This window comes from Cellulophaga sp. L1A9 (genome assembly GCF_009797025.1).
In the GTDB taxonomy this organism is placed as follows: Bacteria; Bacteroidota; Bacteroidia; order Flavobacteriales; family Flavobacteriaceae; genus Cellulophaga.
Window position 1 is genome coordinate 4,239,876 of the sequence record NZ_CP047027.1, and the last position, 20,364, is coordinate 4,260,239.

At 33.9% G+C, this 20,364-nt stretch carries 17 protein-coding genes; 13 read left to right on the top strand and 4 right to left on the bottom strand.

From position 1 onward, the window contains the following. Nucleotides 1–71 precede the first annotated feature (71 nt). The 5 genes from GQR94_RS18640 to GQR94_RS18660 are packed head-to-tail and all read left to right on the top strand — an operon-like array spanning nucleotide 72 to nucleotide 5,677. Nucleotides 72–608 carry an NADPH-dependent FMN reductase gene (locus tag GQR94_RS18640; RefSeq protein WP_158978084.1) on the top strand — a complete coding sequence of 179 codons (537 nt, stop codon included), beginning with the start codon at nucleotides 72–74 and terminating at the stop codon, nucleotides 606–608. A 3-nt stretch (nucleotides 609–611) separates the two neighbouring features. Then, the gene (locus tag GQR94_RS18645) at nucleotides 612–1,916 is read left to right on the top strand and encodes an anthranilate synthase component I family protein (RefSeq protein ID WP_158978086.1); all 1,305 of its coding nucleotides are present in this window, start codon (nucleotides 612–614) and stop codon (nucleotides 1,914–1,916) included. Between the two features lie 46 nt (nucleotides 1,917–1,962). Beyond that, nucleotides 1,963–3,267, top strand: coding sequence for a tRNA lysidine(34) synthetase TilS (gene tilS, locus GQR94_RS18650; protein ID WP_158978087.1), 1,305 nt, complete (start codon nucleotides 1,963–1,965; stop codon nucleotides 3,265–3,267). After that, nucleotides 3,267–5,231, top strand: coding sequence for a thioredoxin family protein (locus tag GQR94_RS18655; RefSeq protein ID WP_158978089.1), 1,965 nt, complete (start codon nucleotides 3,267–3,269; stop codon nucleotides 5,229–5,231). Before tilS ends, GQR94_RS18655 begins: the two co-directional genes overlap by 1 nt. Nucleotides 5,232–5,248: 17 nt before the next feature. After that, complete coding sequence (locus tag GQR94_RS18660) at nucleotides 5,249–5,677, top strand: DUF1801 domain-containing protein (RefSeq protein WP_158978091.1); 429 nt, start codon at nucleotides 5,249–5,251, stop codon at nucleotides 5,675–5,677. Nucleotides 5,678–5,746: 69 nt separating this feature from the next. Here GQR94_RS18660 and GQR94_RS18665 read toward each other — a convergent pair whose 3' ends face one another. Beyond that, nucleotides 5,747–6,829: a hypothetical protein gene (locus tag GQR94_RS18665; protein WP_158978093.1), complete on the bottom strand. Its 1,083-nt coding sequence runs from the start codon at nucleotides 6,827–6,829 to the stop codon at nucleotides 5,747–5,749. Nucleotides 6,830–7,231: 402 nt separating this feature from the next. Here GQR94_RS18665 and GQR94_RS18670 point away from each other — a divergent pair, with 402 nt between their 5' ends. The 3 genes from GQR94_RS18670 to GQR94_RS18680 all read left to right on the top strand — a co-directional run bounded on the left by GQR94_RS18670 (nucleotide 7,232) and on the right by GQR94_RS18680 (nucleotide 12,206). Continuing rightward, nucleotides 7,232–9,625 carry a penicillin acylase family protein gene (locus GQR94_RS18670; protein WP_158978095.1) on the top strand — a complete coding sequence of 798 codons (2,394 nt, stop codon included), beginning with the start codon at nucleotides 7,232–7,234 and terminating at the stop codon, nucleotides 9,623–9,625. Between the two features lie 57 nt (nucleotides 9,626–9,682). Then, a complete protein-coding gene (locus GQR94_RS18675) occupies nucleotides 9,683–11,218 on the top strand; it encodes a YifB family Mg chelatase-like AAA ATPase (RefSeq protein ID WP_158978097.1) in 1,536 nt (511 codons plus the stop codon). A 265-nt stretch (nucleotides 11,219–11,483) separates the two neighbouring features. Then, nucleotides 11,484–12,206 (top strand): DUF6503 family protein, encoded by a 723-nt coding sequence (locus tag GQR94_RS18680; RefSeq protein ID WP_158978099.1) that lies wholly within the window; start codon nucleotides 11,484–11,486, stop codon nucleotides 12,204–12,206. Between the two features lie 670 nt (nucleotides 12,207–12,876). Here the strand turns inward: GQR94_RS18680 and GQR94_RS18685 are convergent. Next, nucleotides 12,877–13,284 carry a hypothetical protein gene (locus tag GQR94_RS18685; protein ID WP_158978101.1) on the bottom strand — a complete coding sequence of 136 codons (408 nt, stop codon included), beginning with the start codon at nucleotides 13,282–13,284 and terminating at the stop codon, nucleotides 12,877–12,879. A 275-nt stretch (nucleotides 13,285–13,559) separates the two neighbouring features. Then, a complete protein-coding gene (locus GQR94_RS18690; RefSeq protein WP_158978103.1) occupies nucleotides 13,560–14,003 on the bottom strand; it encodes a hypothetical protein in 444 nt (147 codons plus the stop codon). Between the two features lie 220 nt (nucleotides 14,004–14,223). On the opposite strand from GQR94_RS18690, the gene GQR94_RS18695 reads away from it, so the two are divergent. From GQR94_RS18695 to GQR94_RS18715, 5 genes are read left to right on the top strand one after another with little or no spacing between them, the layout of a single operon-like run. Continuing rightward, nucleotides 14,224–15,327: a DUF2891 domain-containing protein gene (locus tag GQR94_RS18695; protein ID WP_158978105.1), complete on the top strand. Its 1,104-nt coding sequence runs from the start codon at nucleotides 14,224–14,226 to the stop codon at nucleotides 15,325–15,327. A 2-nt stretch (nucleotides 15,328–15,329) separates the two neighbouring features. Next, entirely contained in the window at nucleotides 15,330–16,520 is a 1,191-nt protein-coding gene (locus GQR94_RS18700; protein ID WP_158978107.1) for an Nramp family divalent metal transporter, read from the top strand. Nucleotides 16,521–16,530: 10 nt separating this feature from the next. Further along, complete coding sequence (gene pxpA, locus GQR94_RS18705; RefSeq protein WP_158978109.1) at nucleotides 16,531–17,265, top strand: 5-oxoprolinase subunit PxpA; 735 nt, start codon at nucleotides 16,531–16,533, stop codon at nucleotides 17,263–17,265. Then, entirely contained in the window at nucleotides 17,262–17,999 is a 738-nt protein-coding gene (gene pxpB, locus GQR94_RS18710) for a 5-oxoprolinase subunit PxpB (protein ID WP_158978111.1), read from the top strand. Before pxpA ends, pxpB begins: the two co-directional genes overlap by 4 nt. Continuing rightward, the gene (locus GQR94_RS18715; protein ID WP_158978113.1) at nucleotides 17,992–18,831 is read left to right on the top strand and encodes a biotin-dependent carboxyltransferase family protein; all 840 of its coding nucleotides are present in this window, start codon (nucleotides 17,992–17,994) and stop codon (nucleotides 18,829–18,831) included. Before pxpB ends, GQR94_RS18715 begins: the two co-directional genes overlap by 8 nt. On the opposite strand, the gene GQR94_RS18720 is transcribed toward GQR94_RS18715, so the two are convergent. Next, on the bottom strand, nucleotides 18,832–20,199 hold the full coding sequence (locus GQR94_RS18720) for an aldehyde dehydrogenase (protein ID WP_158978115.1): 1,368 nt from the start codon (nucleotides 20,197–20,199) through the stop codon (nucleotides 18,832–18,834). Nucleotides 20,200–20,364 lie beyond the last annotated feature (165 nt).

The window sequence follows — 20,364 nt, forward strand, 5'->3', positions numbered from 1 at the left end:
ATTAAATAAATTTTACACATATTGGCCCTAATTACTTTATTTTCGTTGTAATAATCTAAAAAAATAAACGTATGTCTACAGTTTTAGCTTTTGCAGGAAGTAACTCTTCTATATCCATAAATTACAAATTTGTTCAATATACAGCTGGATTAGTTGATGGGAATGACATACGGGTATTAAATTTAGCCAATTTCCCTTTTCCTTTATATAGCTATGATGAAGAGAAAAATAATGGTTTTGTAAACTCTTTGGTAGAATTAAATAGTGAAATTAAAGCCGCGAAGGGGTTAATTATAGGCGTTAATGAACACAATAGTAACCCTTCTTCCTATTTTAAAAATCTTTTGGATTGGTTGTCTCGAGTGGATAAAAATTTTTTAGCGGATACTAAAATATTATTGCTATCTACTTCTCCAGGAAAACGAGGAGGTAGTAGTGCTTTAGAAACTATTGAAAATTTATTACCACGTTTTGGAGCAGAGATTGTTGCTACATTTTCACTTCCTTCATTTAATGAAAATTTTGAGGAATCTAAAGGTATTGTAGACGATGAACTAGCAAAAAAACATCAAGAAGCACTGTCTATTTTTTTAGCTAAATTATCATAAGTATTGCGAAAAAAAGTTACCTATAGTTTTAAGAATTCACTCCTTCTTAAAGATTCGATATTACAATGGGCACAACAATTTTATGAAGTTGTTTGGCTAGATAGTAACGACCATAAACAAAAATATGGTTCTTTTGATGCCCTTATTGCAGTGGATGCATTGACCTCTATAAAAACAGATGATAAAAATGCATTTGAAGATTTAAAGACGTATCAAAAACAAACCAAAGATTGGATTTTTGGTTATTTAACCTATGATTTAAAGAATGACGTAGAACAACTTAATTCTGCGAATCCTGATGGAGTTGAATTTCCGGACCTGTTTTTTTTTCAACCTAAAAAAATAATTAGAATTTGTGGAGAAGTTTTAGAGTTCGATTATTTAAATATGGTTGATGATGAAATTGAAGAAGATTATCAGGAAATACTAAAAGGCGTAAATGCAACGGAACAAAAGGCTACTAAAACCGTAAAAGATATTCATATAAAAATGCGAATTTTTAAAGATGACTATTTTAAAAGGGTGAATACCATGCTTGATTATATTAAGCATGGAGCTATTTATGAAGCTAATTATTGTCAAGAGTTCTATGCGGAAAATCATAGCATTGAACCTTTAAAAGTCTACCAAAAATTAAATAAAATATCTAAGGCTCCTTTTGCTACTTTTTTAAAGTTAGATGATAAATACCTTTTATGTGCTTCCCCAGAGCGGTATTTAAAAAAAATGGGTTCAAAACTAATTTCTCAGCCTATAAAAGGGACTGCAAAACGTTCTAAAAACCAAGATGAAGATCGCAAGCTTAAACTTCTTTTGGCTCAAGATGAAAAGGAAAGAGCTGAGAATATCATGATTGTTGATTTAGTGAGAAATGACTTGTCAAAAAATGCGATCAAAGGCACAGTTTTAGTTGAAGAACTTTGTAAAGTGTACTCCTTTGATCAGGTACATCAAATGATTTCTACGGTAATTGCCCATGTTGATGCGGATAAAAACCCCGTAGCTATTATTAGAGATAGCTTTCCAATGGGAAGCATGACGGGCGCTCCAAAAGTTTCTGCTATGAAAATCATCGAAGAATTAGAGTGTTTTAAAAGAGGATTGTACAGTGGTACCGTGGGGTATTTTACCCCTGAAGGAGATTTTGATTTCAATGTAGTAATCCGTAGTATTCTTTACAACCAAACCAAAAAATATGTCTCGTTTTCCGTAGGTAGTGCTATTACGGCAAAAGCAACACCCGAAAATGAATATCAAGAGTGTTTGCTAAAAGCAAAAGCAATGCGACAGGTACTTGAAGATAATTGAGGAAAGAGACCTATAGACTTCATTTTTCTTACGTACTTTTGTAACTGTGCTAGAACAATTTAAACTACATATCAGCGATCATTTTCCAGAACTAAAAAACAAGCATTTTTTATTAGCCTGTAGTGGTGGGATTGATAGTATCGTACTAGTTCATTTATGTAATGCGATAGGTCTAAAATTTTCTTTAGCTCACTGTAATTTTAATTTAAGAGGAACAGACAGTGATGGAGATGAAGCTTTTGTGAAAGCTCTTGCGAGTGAATTTAAAATGCCTTTTTATGTGACTAGTTTTGATACTACGAAATACATGAATACGCATAAGGTATCTTTGCAAATTGCTGCGCGAGAACTGAGGTATGCTTGGTTTTCTGAGTTGCAATCAAGGCACGAAATACCAACTTTAGTTACTGCGCACCACGCTGATGATAGTCTGGAAACTTTTCTGATTAATTTATCACGAGGTACCGGAATTGACGGTTTAACAGGAATACCTGAAAAAACAGCAACCATAGCTAGGCCACTTTTAGCGTTTTCAAGAGAACAGATTTTAAACTATGCAAATACGGCTTCTATTTCTTGGCGGGAAGATAAAAGCAATAAGGAAACAAAATATTTACGAAATAAAATAAGACATAAAATTGTTCCGCAGCTAAAGGAATTACACCCTTCTTTTTTGAATAATTTCCTGCAGAGTCAGCAGTATTTAAGTGAAACAGCGAGTGTGTTTCACGATTACATTAGGGACGTCCGGAAATCTCTTTTTAAAAGCGATACGAATGTGTACACTATATCTATAGCCGAACTTCAGAAATTACATGCGTTAAAGTCCACGATCTATCATTTGTTTAAACCGTTTGGTTTTACAGATGCTTCAGCAATTATAGATTTGTTAACTGCTATGAGCGGTAAAGAATTGCATTCGTCTAGCCATCGCTTATTAAAAGATCGTGACAATTTATACCTACAAGAATTAAATGCGGTAGTTGATGGTGTTTATTTTATTGCAGATGAGACATGCACGCTAGAAACTCCTCTAGCCTTAAAAATTGAAGAGGTCTCTAAGATAACAAATACAGATTTCAACACGTTATATGTGGATAAGGAACATATAAAGTTTCCATTAACTGTAAGAAAATATAAAACAGGCGACTATTTTTATCCTTTTGGAATGAAAGGTGTTAAAAAATTGAGTAAGTATTTTAAAGACGAAAAGCTGAATCAATTCGAAAAAGAACAGCAGTGGTTACTCTGCAGTGAAGATGCCATACTTTGGGTCATTGGGAAAAGAGCAGATAATCGGTTTAAAGTATCAGATAAAACAAAACAAATACTAAAATTTAGCGTATCATAATGATTAAAAATATACTAATTGTTCTAACATTTTTTAATGTTTTTTTAGGGTTTTCTCAAACAGACGAAGAACCTGTTTTGTGGGAGCAGGAGTTAAACAAAATTTCTGATACAGAATTTGAATTAATTATTAAGGCTGATATTTTTAAAGATTGGCATGTCTATTCTCAACATACCGCAGAAGGTGGTTCGCAACCCAGTGAATTTGTTTTTGAAGGCAATGGCAAAGCGTATGAACTTGTAGGAGCAGCAGAAGAAAGTGAAACGAGTACAGAGTATAGCGATATTTTTGAAGTTGAAGAGACGTATTTTAAAGAGAAGCTTGTTTTTACACAAAAAATTAAACTTATAAATCCGGCTACAACACAAGTAAATGTACTCTTATATTATCAAGTATGTAAGGATGTCTGTATTCCTGGAGAGCAAGAATTTATTTTTGCCTTGGATGGCGGACCGGTAAATTTAGAGGAAAAAACAGTAGATGAACGCAGTGTTATTTTAAGTGAAGAATTGGTTTTGGATCTTAAAAATAAAGAAAAATTAACCGAAGGGACTCCCGATAGTGTCGATGGAGCTTCAAGTTTATGGATGATTTTTGGACTTGGTTTTTTAGGCGGATTAATTGCGTTACTTACACCATGTGTTTTTCCAATGATACCGCTTACCGTATCTTTTTTCACAAAACAATCGGGGACTAAAAGCAAAGGAATTACCAATGCAATACTCTATGGTTTCTTTATTATTCTGATTTACTTTTTATTGAGTTTACCGTTCCATTTATTTGATTCGGTCGATTCTCAAATCCTAAATACAATAGCGACCAATATTTGGCTCAACGTTATTTTCTTTATCATTTTTGTGTTTTTTGCTTTTTCATTCTTTGGATACTATGAACTAACCTTACCTAGCTCATGGGCTAATAAAATGGATAATGCATCATCTAAAGCAGGTGGTATTTTAGGAATCTTTTTTATGGCGGTAACTTTAGCTATTGTATCTTTTTCGTGTACAGGTCCAATTTTAGGAGGTTTGTTAGGTAGTACGGCATTAGCAGATGGTGATGTTGCTACTAATTTATCTACGGGTATGTTAGGGTTTGGAACGGCATTAGCCCTACCATTTGCATTATTCGCCTTATTCCCTGCATGGTTGCAGTCTCTACCTAAATCTGGTGGATGGATGACTACCGTTAAAGTAGTGCTTGGATTTTTAGAATTAGCTTTAGCATTAAAATTCTTATCAAATGCAGATTTGGTGGGTAATTGGGGATTTTTAAAGCGTGAACTCTTTATAGGCATTTGGATTGTATTGTTTATCTTATTGACACTATATTTATTTGGTATTTTACGTTTTCCTCATGACGGTCCAAAACAAAAACTCTCGGGTATTCGTAAATTGCTCGCTTTTGTAAGTGCTGCTTTTGTACTTTACTTAGGATTGGGATTAACAAAAACAACCAATTTAAAATTATTAAGTGGATTTCCACCGCCAGAATTTTATAGCATTTTTGAGCAAGAAAGCGATTGCCCTTTAGGAATCAATTGCTTTAAAGATTTTGAAGATGGATTGGCCTATGCTAAAAAAGTAAACAAACCTATTTTGTTAGATTTTACGGGCTGGGCTTGTGTAAACTGCCGTAAAATGGAAGAGAATGTGTGGAGTGATCCTGAGGTATTCCAAATTATCAATGACGATTATGTGTTAATATCCTTGTATATAGATGATCGTAAGGCATTGCCAGAATTAGAACAGTTTGATTATAAGTATGAAACTGGTCGTGTAAAAAGTATTGAAACTGTAGGGCAAAAGTGGGGCACTTTTCAAACCCTTAATTTTAATGCGGCATCGCAGCCCTATTACGTATTATTATCCCCTGAATTGGAGGTTTTAAATACGGCCATACAATATACAGATATAGAAACGTATAAAATTTGGCTTCAGGAAGGCTTAGATAATTTAAAATAATTTTAAACCATTATAAAATGGAGCAGCTCATCTTACTTAAGAATCCAAAAGTAGCATTAGTTTTTGAGGGGTATCCAGATCATATTAAATCCAAGCTAAATGCGCTAAGAGAGCTTATTTTAGAAGCAGCAAATGAACTTGAGAACGTGCAAGAGTTAGAAGAAACCCTGAAATGGGGAGAACCAAGTTATATTGCTAAGAAAGGGAGTACCATCCGTATGGACTGGAAAAGAAAAACTCCTGAACAATATGCCATATACTTTAAGTGTACGAGCCAATTAGTACCTACATTTAAAAAAGTTTTTCCAAATCAATTTAACTATGAAGGGAATAGAGCGCTGGTTTTTAAACTAGAAGAAGAAATCCCGGCACAAGCTTTAAAAACTTGTATTAAAGCAGCGTTGCAATATCATCAAGTAAAACACCTGCCAGATTTAGGAATTTAAAGCAAATAAAAAGGGGGATAATTAGCACGCTAATTATCCCCCTTTTTTAATAGTAAAGAGACGATACTACTATTTTGCTACAGCCAAGAAATTAGTATCTTCCTCTTGACCAACAACAGCGTCAAGAATTGCTAAAAATGACTCGTGTACAGTTTCTGCATCTAAAATATGTCCTTTCTTTTTAGCACTTTGAGCTAAAATATACCCTTGTTTAGCGGCTTCCATACGTTGTGCTGGCGTTCCGTGGTGACCATCACTTGTAAAACTACAATCTCCAATATTAAAGAATAAGGTTAGGAATTCTTCTGTGCTCTTCCAATTGTATGTTCCTCCTCTTTTATGAGTTAAGTAATATCCTGTAAAGAAATCAGCTTCTAATTCTGTAGTTCTGGTTGCTTCTGGAGCATTATCTGCAGCTCCATTAGGATACCAATTACCATTGTTAAATTGTATTTGATGTCCCCATTCATGTGCCATAATACCGGACCAAACCACTTTAGAATCTACACCTGCTTCAGCTGCTAGTTCTATTAATCCATCACCAATAACAATGATATCTCCTTGATCCAATTGGCCGTCTAAGGCAATAGCAAAGCCATCAAAAGAGACAAGAGGAGATTCAATTAAAAAAGTACTTTCAACATTAATGAAGTTTACAAAATAATCGGCATAAGATGCAGCATCTTCTTCAGGTAAACCATACCAGAATGTTAATATTTCAATGATCTTATCAGAATCATTTAATGTGCTATTGTGTTGCCCACGAACACTAACTTCGTTAGGCATATCCCAAAAACCTTCTAAACCTCGAGTGATCTTTGCAACGAGGTTGGTGTATTCTCCATGAGCACCAAAATACTGCTCGTTAGTATCGGTTAGGGAATAGTAAAAATTCATTTCTGCATATAAGTCATACCACTCGGCTCCTAAAGCATCGATATTACTAGAAACAGATTCATTTATGACCGTATTAAATAATGTAGGCGCACATGCGCTAGGCGTAATTACTTGAGAAAGCGTAAAAGGATTATCGTTAAAAACCTCAATGCCCTCCAGACTAACTGTGGGAGATAATTTTTCTAATGGCGAATTACTTTTACTAGTCGCAGAACTTTTTGCCACATTGAAAGATTCATCTATAGAAACGTTCATCTCATCCTTTTGACAAGATGCCAAGAGTAATCCGGCTGTAAGACTTAGAATAATTTTGTTTGCTTTAATTTTTATATTTAGTTTGATTTAGTGTTATTGTAAAAATAATACCAAATATTACAGACTATTATCATCAATTAAAAAATAATTTTTAAGTTGAGTCACTTAATTATGGAAATAAAAGAAATAAGCCCAAGTAGGTTTTAAAATAAAATAATAAATGAAAACTACGGAGCTAACGAATTTAATAAAGCATGAAAACTCGTCTTTAGCAGCTACTTTTAGGAATTATTTTTAATAACTTCCCTATGCCATTTAACACCGTTTTTGTTCAACTTGCCTATTATAATTTTAAAGATTGACATCATAGATTAAATTTATTCATTAAATCTCCCGTAAATTTTGAAAAAACTCAAGAATTTAATTCTAGTTACAATTACGCTTCTGTTAATTGTCGTAATCGGAATCGTTATTTTTATTTTATCCCTGAAGCCAAATTATAATGGGGAGCAAGAGTTGAAAAATTTAAAAACAGCCGTGAATGTGTATTATGATTCGTATGGCATTCCACATATTTACGGACAATCAGAAGAGGATGCCTTTAGAACCTTAGGTTATGTGCATGCACAAGACCGTTTATGGCAAATGGAACTCTTACGTAGAATTGCTCCTGGCCGATTGTCTGAAGTGTTTGGGAAAGATATGATCACAACAGATAAGTTTCTTATTTCTTTAGGAATAGATGAAGCTTCAGAAGAAACAGTAGCTAATTTAGATACGAACGATGAAAGTATACGTTTGACCATGGCATACTTAGAAGGGGTTAATGCCTTTATTGCAAACGGACCCACTCCTGCAGAATTTTATTTAACTGGGATTGATAAAACTCCTTTTGTTTTAAAGGACGTTTACAATACAATTGGTTATATGGCTTTTAGTTTTGCCATGGCTCATAAGACCGATCCATTACTAACTACTATTAAAGAGAAACTGGGACCTCAATATTTAAAAGATTTAGAAATAGATGTAAATCCATCATTAGCCCTTATTTCTAATTATCCGGGGGACCAACAAATTTTAAAAAACACGGTTTCTGAAATAGCGTTACAAGCCCTAGAAAAATTACCGGTACCTATGTTTGAAGGGAGTAATAGTTGGGTGCTTTCTCCTGAAAAAACAAAAAACGGACACGTTATTTTTGCCAATGATCCTCATATTGGGTTTTCGCAACCTTCCGTTTGGTATGAAGCACATGTAAGCACCCCTACTTATGAGAAATATGGGTATCATTTAGCAGGTGTCCCCTTTCCGTTATTGGGTCACGACAAAAATTTGGCCTATGGTTTAACTATGTTTGAGAATGATGATGTTGATTTTTATTACGAAGAAGAACACCCAACAGATAAAAGTAAGTACAAATACAAAGGGGAGTGGAAGAGTTTTGAAAGCATCACCAAAACAATAAAAGTTAAAGATGCAGAGGCTATTCAGTTCACCTATAAAAAAACAATTCATGGTCCTGTATTAAACGGAATAGCAGATCAAATTGTAGGGGATAAACCTATTGCAATGTCTTGGGTTTATACGAAAGTTGAAAACAAAACCTTAAAAGCCTATAATGGAATTGTGCATGCAAAGGGTTTGAATGATTTTAAAAAATCATTAGCAGATATTCATGCGCCAGGATTAAACATTATGTATGGAGATGCTAAAGGAAATGTAGCTTGGTTTGCTACCGCCAAATTGTATCAAATGCCAGACAGTGTAAACACAAAGTTTGTTTTAGAAGGGAGTACAGGAGCACAAGAACCTATAAAATATTTAGCTTTTAAGGAGAATCCGCATGCTATTAATCCTCCTTGGAAATATGTGTATTCTGCAAATAACCAGCCAGATTCTATCTTAGGAAAAATTTACCCAGGATATTATTTGCCAGAAAATAGAGCAAAGCGGATAACGCAACTTATTGATGCTAAAAATGATTGGAGCAAACAAGATGTTGCTAAAATGATTACCGATGTTACATCAAGCGAAAATCCTACAATTGTGAATAACCTTATAGAGGAATTGGATACTGAAAATCTCTCTAAAAACCAGGTGGATTTAATAACACAGTTGAAAAGTTGGAAAGGAGAAGCTACGCTTGAGAGTGTAGAAACTACAATGTACCACCGTTGGATCTATTTCTTTATAAAAAATACTTTTGCTGATGAGTTAAATGAAGCGCAGTTTACCACATTTTTGGGAACGCATTTCTTTAAAAGAACCATTGCCCCAATGGCAGAAAAAAAAGAATCTATTTGGTGGGATGATATTTCTACTCCCGAAAAAGAAACTAAAAAAACAATAGTCAATACCTCTTTTCAACAGGCTTATGCCGCTTTAGAAAAATCATTTGGAGAAGATACACAGGAATGGACATGGAATAAAGTGCATTCTATAGAGCATCCACACCCAATTGGACAGGTAGAAGCCTTGCGTAGTTATTTTAATGTAGGTCCTTTTGAAGTAAACGGTACTCGAGAAGTGATTAATAATTTATCTTTTTCGTATACTGAAGACGGCCTTTATAAAGTTTCATCGGGACCATCAACACGTAGAGTTATAGATTTTTCAGATATAGAAAACAGCATAAGTATTCTGCCTACTGGACAATCGGGTAATATGCTAAGCAATCATTATCAAGATCAAGCGAAAATGTATGTAAAAGGAGAATTTCGTAAGATGATGATGAATAAAGAAGAGATTAAATCTTCTGCAGAATCTGTTCTAATCTTCAAGCCTTTAGAGGATTAATTATAGAGAATAAAAGTATGTCTAATTATTTTCCTATTTTTAAGGAAAATAATCTAAATGCTTACAAAGGTTTATGGTAGTGCAGTTTTTGGTGTAGAAGCTACAACTATTACAGTAGAAGTCAACGTGGATAAAGGAATTGGCTATCATCTAGTAGGGCTACCCGATAATGCTATAAAAGAGAGTAATTATAGAATTGCAGCGGCATTGCAGAACAATGGATACAAAATTCCTGGAAAAAAGCTCACCATTAATATGGCGCCTGCAGATTTACGTAAGGAAGGTTCTGCTTATGACTTAACCTTAGCATTAGGGATTTTAACCGCATCTGGACAAATAAAATCAGATAATATAGAGAAATATATCATCATGGGAGAAATCTCACTAGATGGTAGTTTACAACCTATAAAGGGTGCTTTACCTATAGCGATAAAAGCGAAGGAAGAAGGATATAAAGGATTTATTCTACCGAAAGATAATGCACGGGAGGCTGCCATTGTAAGTGATTTAGAAGTTTATGGCGTAGATAATATAAAAGAGGTAATTGAATATTTTGATATTGGAAAACCATTAGAACAAACGATTATTGATACGCGTAAAGAGTTTTATAAATCTTTAGATTTTCCTGAATTTGATTTCTCCGATGTAAAAGGGCAAGAAAGTATTAAACGTTGCATGGAAATTGCCGCTGCAGGCGGACATAATATTATTCTAATAGGTCCACCAGGAGCGGGAAAAACAATGTTAGCAAAACGATTACCGTCTATTTTACCTCCCATGACACTTCATGAAGCATTAGAAACTACTAAAATACATAGTGTCGTTGGAAAAACGAAGAATATGGGATTAATGAATCAACGTCCATTTAGGAGTCCTCATCATACTATTTCAGACGTCGCACTTGTGGGCGGAGGAGCATACCCACAACCGGGAGAAATATCCTTATCGCACAATGGGGTTTTATTTTTAGACGAATTGCCAGAATTTAAACGAGGCGTTTTAGAAGTAATGCGTCAACCTTTAGAAGATCGAGAAGTGACCATTTCTAGAGCCCGTTTTACAGTAACCTACCCGAGTAGTTTTATGTTGGTGGCTAGTATGAACCCTAGTCCTGGAGGGTACTTTAATGATCCAGATGCTCCAGTAACCTCTTCACCTGCAGAGATGCAACGGTATTTGAGTAAAATATCAGGTCCTTTATTAGACCGTATAGATATACATATTGAAGTGACACCAGTTCCTTTTGATAAATTATCGGAAGAGCGAAAAGGAGAGGGGAGTGTAGAAATAAGAAAGCGAGTAACTGCGGCTCGAGAATTGCAAACCCTGCGCTTTCAAGAAATGGAAAACGTACACTACAATGCGCAAATGAATACCAAACATATACGGAAGTATTGCAAAATGGATGATGCTTCTAAACAGTTGCTAAAAAATGCCATGGAACGCTTAAATCTATCTGCTAGAGCCTATGACAGGATTCTGAAAGTAGCAAGAACCATCGCGGATTTAGATGCAGCGGAAGCTGTAACAGGCACTCATATTGCAGAAGCCATTCAGTACAGAAGTTTAGATCGTGAAGGTTGGCTTGGCTAATATTAAAGTAACTATGGGGAATAGCATAATTAAGATTTGATAAAAAACCTGTCTAAGAATTTAAAAATCTAATCGCTATTTTTTCGAAATATATCAAATGAAAACAAAACAGTACTATAATCTTTTTGTGTGTTTCTTAAAAATAGGTCGACTTCATTAACAGTTAACGGATGGATTGTAGTTTTAAAATTCAATACTGAAATTCTTAGCGCTAATCAATGTTACATCAAGTTTTTAATATATCTTTTGGGTATAAAAATAAGGTATGGGCAAATATTTCATGGTATTAGTATTCTTAATAGGAATAAAAACTTCACAAGCACAAAATATTTCGGCATCTGAATTGTTGGATAATGCTATAGCTTATCACGATCCAAATGGTCTTTGGGGCGTATTTCAAGGAAAATTATTTATTACCATGAGTTATCCCGATGGAAGGGAAAGGCTCAGTGAGGTTGAAATTGACTTACCAAAACAACACTTTGAGATCACTTCCACAACAGAGGGTACTATCATTAAACAAACCATAGATAAAGAAGAGTGCACACTAAAGTTAAACGGGAGTACGACCATATCAGAGGAGGATATGAAGACACATCGGTTGAGCTGTGAGCGTGCAAATTTTATGAAGAACTATTATCTCTATTTATATGGTCTTCCAATGAAATTAAAAGATCCTGGTACTCATTTGGATTCTAAAGTACAGACAAAAACATTTAAAGGTAAAGAATACTTGATGCTAAAAGTTACGTATGATAAAAGTGTAGGAAAAGATGTTTGGTATTTCTATTTTGATCCTACGAGCTATGCTATGGAGGTGTATCAATTTTTTCATGATGAGTCTAAAAATGATGGGGAATACATCCTTTTAAGCGGATTAGAAAATGTGGGTACTATTAAAATGCCAAAAGTCCGAGCGTGGTATTATAATAAAGATGATAAACATTTAGGTACAGACACACTTACTAAGACTTTAGCACTAGATTAGAAGGATGCATAAACAACGATTCAAATGGTTTTTTGTCTATCTAAAAAAGTAGCAAGAAAAATAGTCAATTTTAGATGCTTCGGAAACACTAACAAGAACCCATATCGCAGAAACGATACGGTATAAAAGTTTAAATCATAAAGGATGGTTGGGGTATTTAAAAAAATTATATACTATTCATACTATATTGAAGCCAATTTTCGTCTTTCTCAAATGATAGTTTCTTTATTTCTTTCGCCGTTTTATAAGAGCATCTTAGGATAAATTTTTTTAAGTATAGATTCAGCTTTAATTTTACTTGTATCTGGTGCTGATTTTGATTTTAATAACTCTAAATTTTTTACCAATTACAGATAATTCTTTTCGTTTTTTGAATTATTAGAAATCACTTCCATTAGCTGGTTCAAAAGATTGGTACATTTAAACTAAGAATTATTAATTGAAGCACCAGTTAATTGCGAGTTATTTAGAATTATTTTCCTGTTTATTTATTATTGTATTCTTTTCACCAGCAGATATAAAAAAATTAGGCTCCTTACTACTTAAAAGTTTAGTCACATTTTTAAGAAAATCATTATCTGATATAGAACTAATTAATTAGTAATGAATTTCTGTTATTTGAATAAATTAATTTGGATATGGGTTTAACGCTTCTACTAAGTGGTATTTACTATTTTTTAAAAAATAAGGTATAGTTAAGAATCCATGAAAATAATATAAATCCTCCTAAAATTAGTGAGAATATAAAACTAGGAGTTTCACTAAAGGCTGCTTTATCTTGTAAAACTTTCACTTTAATTTTAGCTCCTAATTCATATTTAGCAGTACCAGAAATAAGTTCTATATGTTTTTGGGATTGCGAAGATGTATCAATAATCGTTAAAGTATGATAATAACCATAACCTCTTTTTTGTAGCCTAAAAGAATCTACTTTTATTACAGTTGAATTTTGAGATTCTCCAAAATAGCTTATCCAAAATTTGTCTTGAGTATGATATTTAAAATTAATAAATAGTGCAACTATTGTAAAAACAATTACTAAGATAGAAGATAGCTTAAAGACTTTTTTTTTACTCATTTAATTATGAATGTTTATAAAACCCTATCCAATTCTTATGAAAATATTGGAATACCATAAAGTAACAATTTTATGGGCACTAGGACTATCACTTAAAAAAAATTCATAAAGAAAGTCAGTATGGAAAAGCAAGTTTGTTTTTTGTGATTAAATAATGTTTAACTATTTTCGAGATAAGATCTACTCTAGAATTATAAAGGCAAAAACGTATGTTAATGCCTTTAAAATATTTTATAAGGAGCATACTTTATCAACCTAGATTAGTAACCAAAAGCTTAAATTGTTTTAATATTCGCTTTTAAGCCTTCTACAATTCCTTCAATATTATTTACAGTTTCTTTGAGGTAATATTTTATGACGACATCGGGTATTCGAATTGTGGTGAATCCATTTTTAAAAGAATGCATTGCTTCTTCTAAATCCATAATCGCTTGTTCATGCGTAATGGTATTGTATTCCGTATCAATCTCAATATTGAGTTTTACACGAGAAATAGCTAAATCCACAGATTTCTTACCATCCCACCATTCTAACATGGATGGGATGCCAATTGCTTTTAAGCCGTAGTATAGTTTGATAGCTTCAATTGGAGTCTTTTTGGTATTTACCAATTTATCCATGCGTCCCTTATGCTGTTTACAAAGTTCAACTCCGTAAATATCAAAAGAATTTTTATGATCTATATAACTAAGTCCTTTATTACATTCTAGACAGTTCATTTAATTAAGTAGGTTAATAGGTATTCGGGATTATTATAACAGTATCTTTTTTCAAATAGTATATGAACATTTCAAGTTTTAGACGTATGACCATTTTTTAGACGAACTACACTATCCATGTACCATTCAACGATGCTTTTATTCGTAGAATTTCTAAAAATTTAACTTTAAGTCTCTATATTTACTTCTTATCAAATTATAATTGAAAAATAGAATTTCAATGATTCAAAAATCACAAATACTTGCAATTGCTTTTCTTCTTTTGTTCTCCTGTAAAGAAGAACCTAAACCATTGATAACGTCAGAACAAGCGACCATGGAGCTTCCTGAATTATCGTTTAAAGAAGCCAATAGATTAGCGAACCTGCCTTTAGAGTGTTTACAAGTAGAATATCCTAATAAACTTAATCAATCGCTTTCAGATGCTACACAGCTTCAAGGGCCCAAGTCGTTGCATCCTGCATTTTATGGTTGCTATGATTGGCATTCCTCTGTGCATGGTCATTGGTCGTTAGTTTCATTATTAAAACAATTCCCGAGCTTGCATCAAGCAGCTATAATCCGGCAAAAATTAATTACTAATATCTCTAAAGAACATATAGAAGCAGAAATTGCTTATTTTAAAATAGAAGGCAATAGTTCTTATGAACGCACATACGGCTGGGCTTGGGTTTTAAAGTTAGCCGAAGAAATTCATACTTGGAACGATCCTCTGGCTCGGGATTTGGAAAAGAATTTACAACCCTTAACCAATTTGATTATTGATTCCTATATTGAATTTCTTCCGAAACTTAACTATCCTATTCGCGTAGGAGAACACAGCAATACTGCTTTTGGTCTTTCGCTAGCTTATGATTACGCAAATACTATGGAGAATGAAACTTTTATGGCAGCCATAAAAGATACTGCTATTCGTTTTTATGCAGATGATAGTGATTGTCCATTACAATGGGAGCCTAGTGGTTTTGATTTCTTATCACCTTGTTTAGAAGAAGCCAATCTAATGCGGAAGATATATGCAGAAGATGAATTTAAAATTTGGTTTGATACCTTTTTACCAGAACTTACAGATCCAGATTTTCAATTATCACCCGGATTGGTTTCAGATAGAACAGATGGTAAATTGGTGCATTTAGACGGTCTTAATTTTAGCCGTGCTTGGTGCTTGTATGGCATTGCCGAAAGCTTACCGGAATATGCTCATTTAAAAACGATAGCTACCACCCATATTAATTATTCACTACCCAATATTGTTGATGATAATTATAGTGGAACGCATTGGTTAGGTAGTTTTGCGCTTTATGCCTTAAACCATACAAAATAATCATGTTCAAAAAAATAGGTCCTGGAGTTTTAGTCGCCGCAGCTTTTATTGGCCCGGGAACAGTAACCGCCTGCACACTTGCTGGAGCAAGCTTTGGTTATGCTTTGCTTTGGGCTATGTTACTATCTGTTATAGCAACTATAGTGCTACAAGAAATGGCAGCAAGATTAGGAGTTATCACGCAACGTGGACTTGCAGATGTAATAAAATCAGAGCTTCATATAACTTGGGTTAAGTATCTGGTTTTAGGAGTTATACTATCTGCCATTGTAGTAGGTAATGCTGCTTATGAAGGTGGTAATATTGGAGGCGCAACCTTAGGATTGGAGGCTGTTTTTGGAGAATCAAATACTAAATTATATGCACTTATTATTGGAGGCATTGCCTTTAGTTTGCTTTATTTTGGAAATTATAAAACTTTAGAAAAAGCATTTGTCTCTTTGGTAATTATCATGAGTTTATCATTCTTACTCACGGCAATAATTACGAAACCAGATCTAGTAGCTATCGCAAAAGGTTTGTTTATTCCAACAATTCCTCAAGATAGTATTTTAAGTATCATTGCATTAGTAGGTACTACAGTTGTTCCCTATAATTTATTTTTACATGCTTCTTTAGTCAGTGAAAAATGGAAATCTAAAACTGACTTGAAAGCTGCCAGACGCGACACCATTTTAGCGATCTCGTTAGGAGGTGTGGTATCTATGGGGATTATGATAGCAGCAACAAGTATTTCAAATAATAATATCTCCAATGTGATGGATTTAGCTAAAGGGCTAGAACCGTTATTTGGTTCTGCTGCTAGGTATTTTATGGGAGTGGGGCTTTTTGCAGCTGGAATTACCTCATCAATCACAGCGCCATTAGCTGCTGCATATGTGGTTAATAGTATTTTTGGATGGAAGGCAGGCTTAAAAGACAAGCGATTTAAAGCAGTTTGGATGTCGATTATTATAATCGGATTATCTTTTCTAATTTTTGGTATAAAACCCATCGAAATTATAAAATTTGCGCAAATAGCAAATGGCATTTTATTGCCAGTTATTGCAATTTTTTTATTGTGGGTTGTGAATAAAAAACAAGTTTTAGGCGCTTATAGAAATACCGTATTTCAGAATATACTTGGCATTTTAATCGTTGTGTTGACCGTTATTTTAGGGGTGAAAAGTATTCTTAAAGTTTTTGGATATTAAGAGAACCGTTATGAAAATAGATATTAATTGTGATGTTGGAGAAGGAGTAGGGAATGAGGAAGAACTTTTGCCTTTAATTTCGTCGTGTAATATAGCTTGCGGGGGTCATGCAGGTGATGAAAATAGTATTCGTAACGTAATCAAAATAGCAAAAAAAAATAAGGTTCTTATAGGTGCACATCCTTCTTATCCAGACAAAGCGCTTTTTGGAAGAAAAACTATGGTTTTATCCAAAGAAATTTTAATTGCAACTATTCAAGAACAGGTGCACTTATTCTTTGTTATTGCCAAAGAAGAGAATGTTAGTGTTCATCATATAAAAGCTCATGGAGCTTTGTATAATGATTGTGCTAGTAATATAGATGTAGCCCTAGCTTTTCTTGAAGCCATTATTCCGTATTCCGATGGCATCAAATTATATGTACCCTACAATGCTATCATTGCTCAAGAAGCTATAAAACAAGGTGTATCAATCGCCTATGAGAGTTTTTTAGATCGTAATTATAATGATGATGGTAGTCTAGTCGCTAGATCTAAGGAAAATGCGCTGCTAGAAAACCCTAAAGATGTTTTACGTCATTTGCGTTATATGATCGAAGATGGTAAGATAAAAACAATCAATAATAAACTAATTAATTGTCTCTCAGATACTTTTTGTATTCATGGTGATACTGTTTCAGCATTAAAAATTTTAATGTATCTTCATGATGAATTACCAAATTATAACATTCAAATAAACCAGTGAAAAATTTCCCTATTTCAATCCGACCCTTCGGTATTCATGCCGTTTTAATAGAGTGGCCTCAAGAAGTTAATGATGGAATATTAAACGATATTTTATTTTTTAGTGCTCATTTAAAAAAGGAATGTCTCCGCGAAGGCCTTTGGGAACTAGTTCCCGCCTATAACTCACTTACCCTTGTTTTACGTAATGATGCCATACAATTTGATAGTTTCAAAATTCAATTAGAACAATGGTATGCGGAAAAGCAAGAAATTATGCTGGAGCAAAAATACCTTTGGAGACTGCCAGTTTGTTATGAAAATGAGTTTGCTTTGGATTTAGATGAAGTCGCGGAAAAATTAAAGAAAACACCACAAGAGATTATAGAATTGCATACGGCTCATCCTTATACTGTTTATGGCATTGGCTTTCTGCCTGGTTTTATGTATTTGGGAGGTTTACCAAGCGAACTAGAGATTCCAAGAAGAAGTACGCCAAGACTAAAAGTAAATAAAGGATCTGTTGGCTTAGCAGGAAAGCAAACGGGTGTTTACCCACAAGAATCTCCAGGAGGGTGGAATATAATTGGGAATTGCTCCGTACCTATATTCAATCCTAAAAATGAAAATCCTTGTTTAGTTAAAGTAGGAGATAAAGTTCAATTTTATTCCATTTCTAAGGCAGAATATGATTTACATAAGATTGAAGCAGAAGTAGGTATTTATCAATTTGAAAAAATAAAAATCGATGCTTAAAGTATTAAAATCTGGTTTTTTCACAACGATTCAAGATACTGGTCGTTTTGGTTTTAGAGACAAAGGGGTTCCTGTTTCTGGCGTTATGGATACAGAAACAGTTTATAAATTAAACATGCTCTTAGAAAATGAAAGCGATGCTGCGGTTTTAGAGATTACGATGACTGGGCCCACTTTAGAATTTGAAAAAGATGCTTACATCAGTTTGGGTGGCGCAGAACTCTCTGCAACCTTGAATAATGAACCAATAAACAATTATAAAGTACTAAAAGTCAATGCCGGAGATATCTTATCATATGGTCGACTTAAAAAAGGCTTTAGAGCGTATTTGGCAATTAAAAAGGGTTTTCAATCCCCCAAAGTTTTAGGAAGTAGATCTTATTACGGGATCATTACACCTAAAGCATTATTAAAAGATAAGTCCGAAGTAACCTATATAGAAACGAAACGGTTTGACCCTAAAATAACGGGCTTAAAAGTAGATTCTATTTTAGAGGAAGATACCTTACATGTTGCTAAAGGTCCAGAATTTGAATTGCTAGATGACAAACAATTAGAAAATCTTTTTTCACAGCCATTTACTGTGGCCAATGAAAATAACCGAATGGCATACCAACTCAATGAAACAATATCAGGACATGCTATTTCAATGCTTACCTCTGCAACGCTTCCTGGAACCATACAGTTTACTCCTGCAGGAAAACTTATCATCCTTATGAAAGATGGTCAGACTACAGGAGGCTATCCAAGAATACTTCAACTTACAGATAAAGGAATTTCTATACTAGCACAAAAAAAGGCAGGAGATACATTCTCTTTTAAATTGATGTAATTAGAACAACTTTTTTAATTTTTTGGCAAAATCTAAAGACAACTTATAGGGAGGGTAGCGTAATGGGATATCTAACCAGGTCCCTTTTTTAAGAATTGCCTTAGCATGTGAGAATATATCAAAGGAAGTTTTGCCGTGATAGGCACCAATTCCGCTTGCTCCCACACCTCCAAAAGGAAGGTTTTTGTTTGCTATATGGATAACGGTATCATTGATTGCACCACCACCAAAACTATAGGTGTTTAAAATAGTATCCTGAAATTTTTTATCGGTACTAAATACATAGGTAGCTAAAGGCTTCTCGTAATTTGAAAGATAACGATCAATATCAGCTAAGGTTTCATAGGATATAATGGGTAATATAGGTCCAAATATTTCTCCTTCCATGACCTTACTGCTCATTTTTGATTCATCCAATAGCGTAGGAGCTAAGTAATTATCTTTGGGGTTATTTTGTCCGCCGTAAAGGATATTCTCGCCATCTAACATCGCCATCAAACCATCAAAATGTTTTGCGTTTACCGTACGTGCAAAATCTTTTGAAGATGCTACATCCGGACCATAAAATCCTTTAATGCTTTCAATTAATTCTTGTATCAGTTTTTCTTTTACCGTCTTATGTACCAAAATATAATCGGTGGCAATGCACGTTTGTCCTGCGTTTAAAAATTTCCCCCAAGCAATTCGCCTTGCTGCTACTGGTATATTTGCCGTTGCATCTACTATGGAAGGATTTTTACCTCCCAACTCTAAGGTTACAGGTGTTAAGTGTTTTACAGCACTTTTATATACAATCTTTCCCACTTTAGAACTTCCTGTAAAGAAAATATAGTCCCATTTTTGAGCGAGTAAATTCTGAGAAACTTCTACACCCCCTTCTACGACGGCAACATAATTTACAGGGAATACTTCAGCGATAATTTTAACTATAATTTCTGAGGTGTTAGGGGTAATTTCAGAGGGTTTTATAACTGCTGTATTCCCTGCGGCTAACGCACCAATTAATGGAGCAATGGCCAATTGAAACGGATAATTCCAAGGTGCAATTATCAATACGGTGCCATAAGGTTCCTTATAGATATAATCTGAGGAAGGCCAATTGGCCCATGAAGTACTTTTACGGGTAGGTTTAGCCCATGAATTCAATTTTTTTATAGCCGTATTTAATTCTGCTAAAACAAATTGAGTTTCCGTAAGTATGGTTTCAAACTTTGGCTTTTTAAAATCTAAAAAGATGGCATCACAAATTTCATCCTCATATTTTTCAATAGCACTCATCAACTTCTTTAAATACTCTTTTCTAAAAGAAATGGACTTTGTTTGTTGCGATTTGAAAAAATCTCGTTGATTTTCTAATAATTGTTGCATTTATCAAAATTACGGATTTCTAAGGCTGTTTATCTCTAATTTTATTTACATTTACTTTATGTTAGAACTAAAAAACAATATTTACGTCATTATTATTCTCCTAAAAGAATGATATAGACTTTTGTTGTTTAAGAAAGCCTGTATCTATACGTAAAGATACAGGCT

What these genes read in the sequence shown, in the direction of transcription:
- GQR94_RS18715 (WP_158978113.1), top strand. Translation starts at nt 17,992, where the DNA reads ATGCTTAAAGTATTAAAATCTGGTTTTTTCACAACGATTCAAGATACT.
- GQR94_RS18685 (WP_158978101.1), bottom strand. Translation starts at nt 13,284, where the DNA reads ATGAGTAAAAAAAAAGTCTTTAAGCTATCTTCTATCTTAGTAATTGTT.
- GQR94_RS18720 (WP_158978115.1), bottom strand. Translation starts at nt 20,199, where the DNA reads ATGCAACAATTATTAGAAAATCAACGAGATTTTTTCAAATCGCAACAA.
- GQR94_RS18675 (WP_158978097.1), top strand. Translation starts at nt 9,683, where the DNA reads ATGCTTACAAAGGTTTATGGTAGTGCAGTTTTTGGTGTAGAAGCTACA.
- GQR94_RS18640 (WP_158978084.1), top strand. Translation starts at nt 72, where the DNA reads ATGTCTACAGTTTTAGCTTTTGCAGGAAGTAACTCTTCTATATCCATA.
- GQR94_RS18695 (WP_158978105.1), top strand. Translation starts at nt 14,224, where the DNA reads ATGATTCAAAAATCACAAATACTTGCAATTGCTTTTCTTCTTTTGTTC.
- GQR94_RS18690 (WP_158978103.1), bottom strand. Translation starts at nt 14,003, where the DNA reads ATGAACTGTCTAGAATGTAATAAAGGACTTAGTTATATAGATCATAAA.
- GQR94_RS18700 (WP_158978107.1), top strand. Translation starts at nt 15,330, where the DNA reads ATGTTCAAAAAAATAGGTCCTGGAGTTTTAGTCGCCGCAGCTTTTATT.
- GQR94_RS18680 (WP_158978099.1), top strand. Translation starts at nt 11,484, where the DNA reads ATGGGCAAATATTTCATGGTATTAGTATTCTTAATAGGAATAAAAACT.
- GQR94_RS18655 (WP_158978089.1), top strand. Translation starts at nt 3,267, where the DNA reads ATGATTAAAAATATACTAATTGTTCTAACATTTTTTAATGTTTTTTTA.
- pxpA (WP_158978109.1), top strand. Translation starts at nt 16,531, where the DNA reads ATGAAAATAGATATTAATTGTGATGTTGGAGAAGGAGTAGGGAATGAG.
- GQR94_RS18665 (WP_158978093.1), bottom strand. Translation starts at nt 6,829, where the DNA reads ATGAACGTTTCTATAGATGAATCTTTCAATGTGGCAAAAAGTTCTGCG.
- GQR94_RS18660 (WP_158978091.1), top strand. Translation starts at nt 5,249, where the DNA reads ATGGAGCAGCTCATCTTACTTAAGAATCCAAAAGTAGCATTAGTTTTT.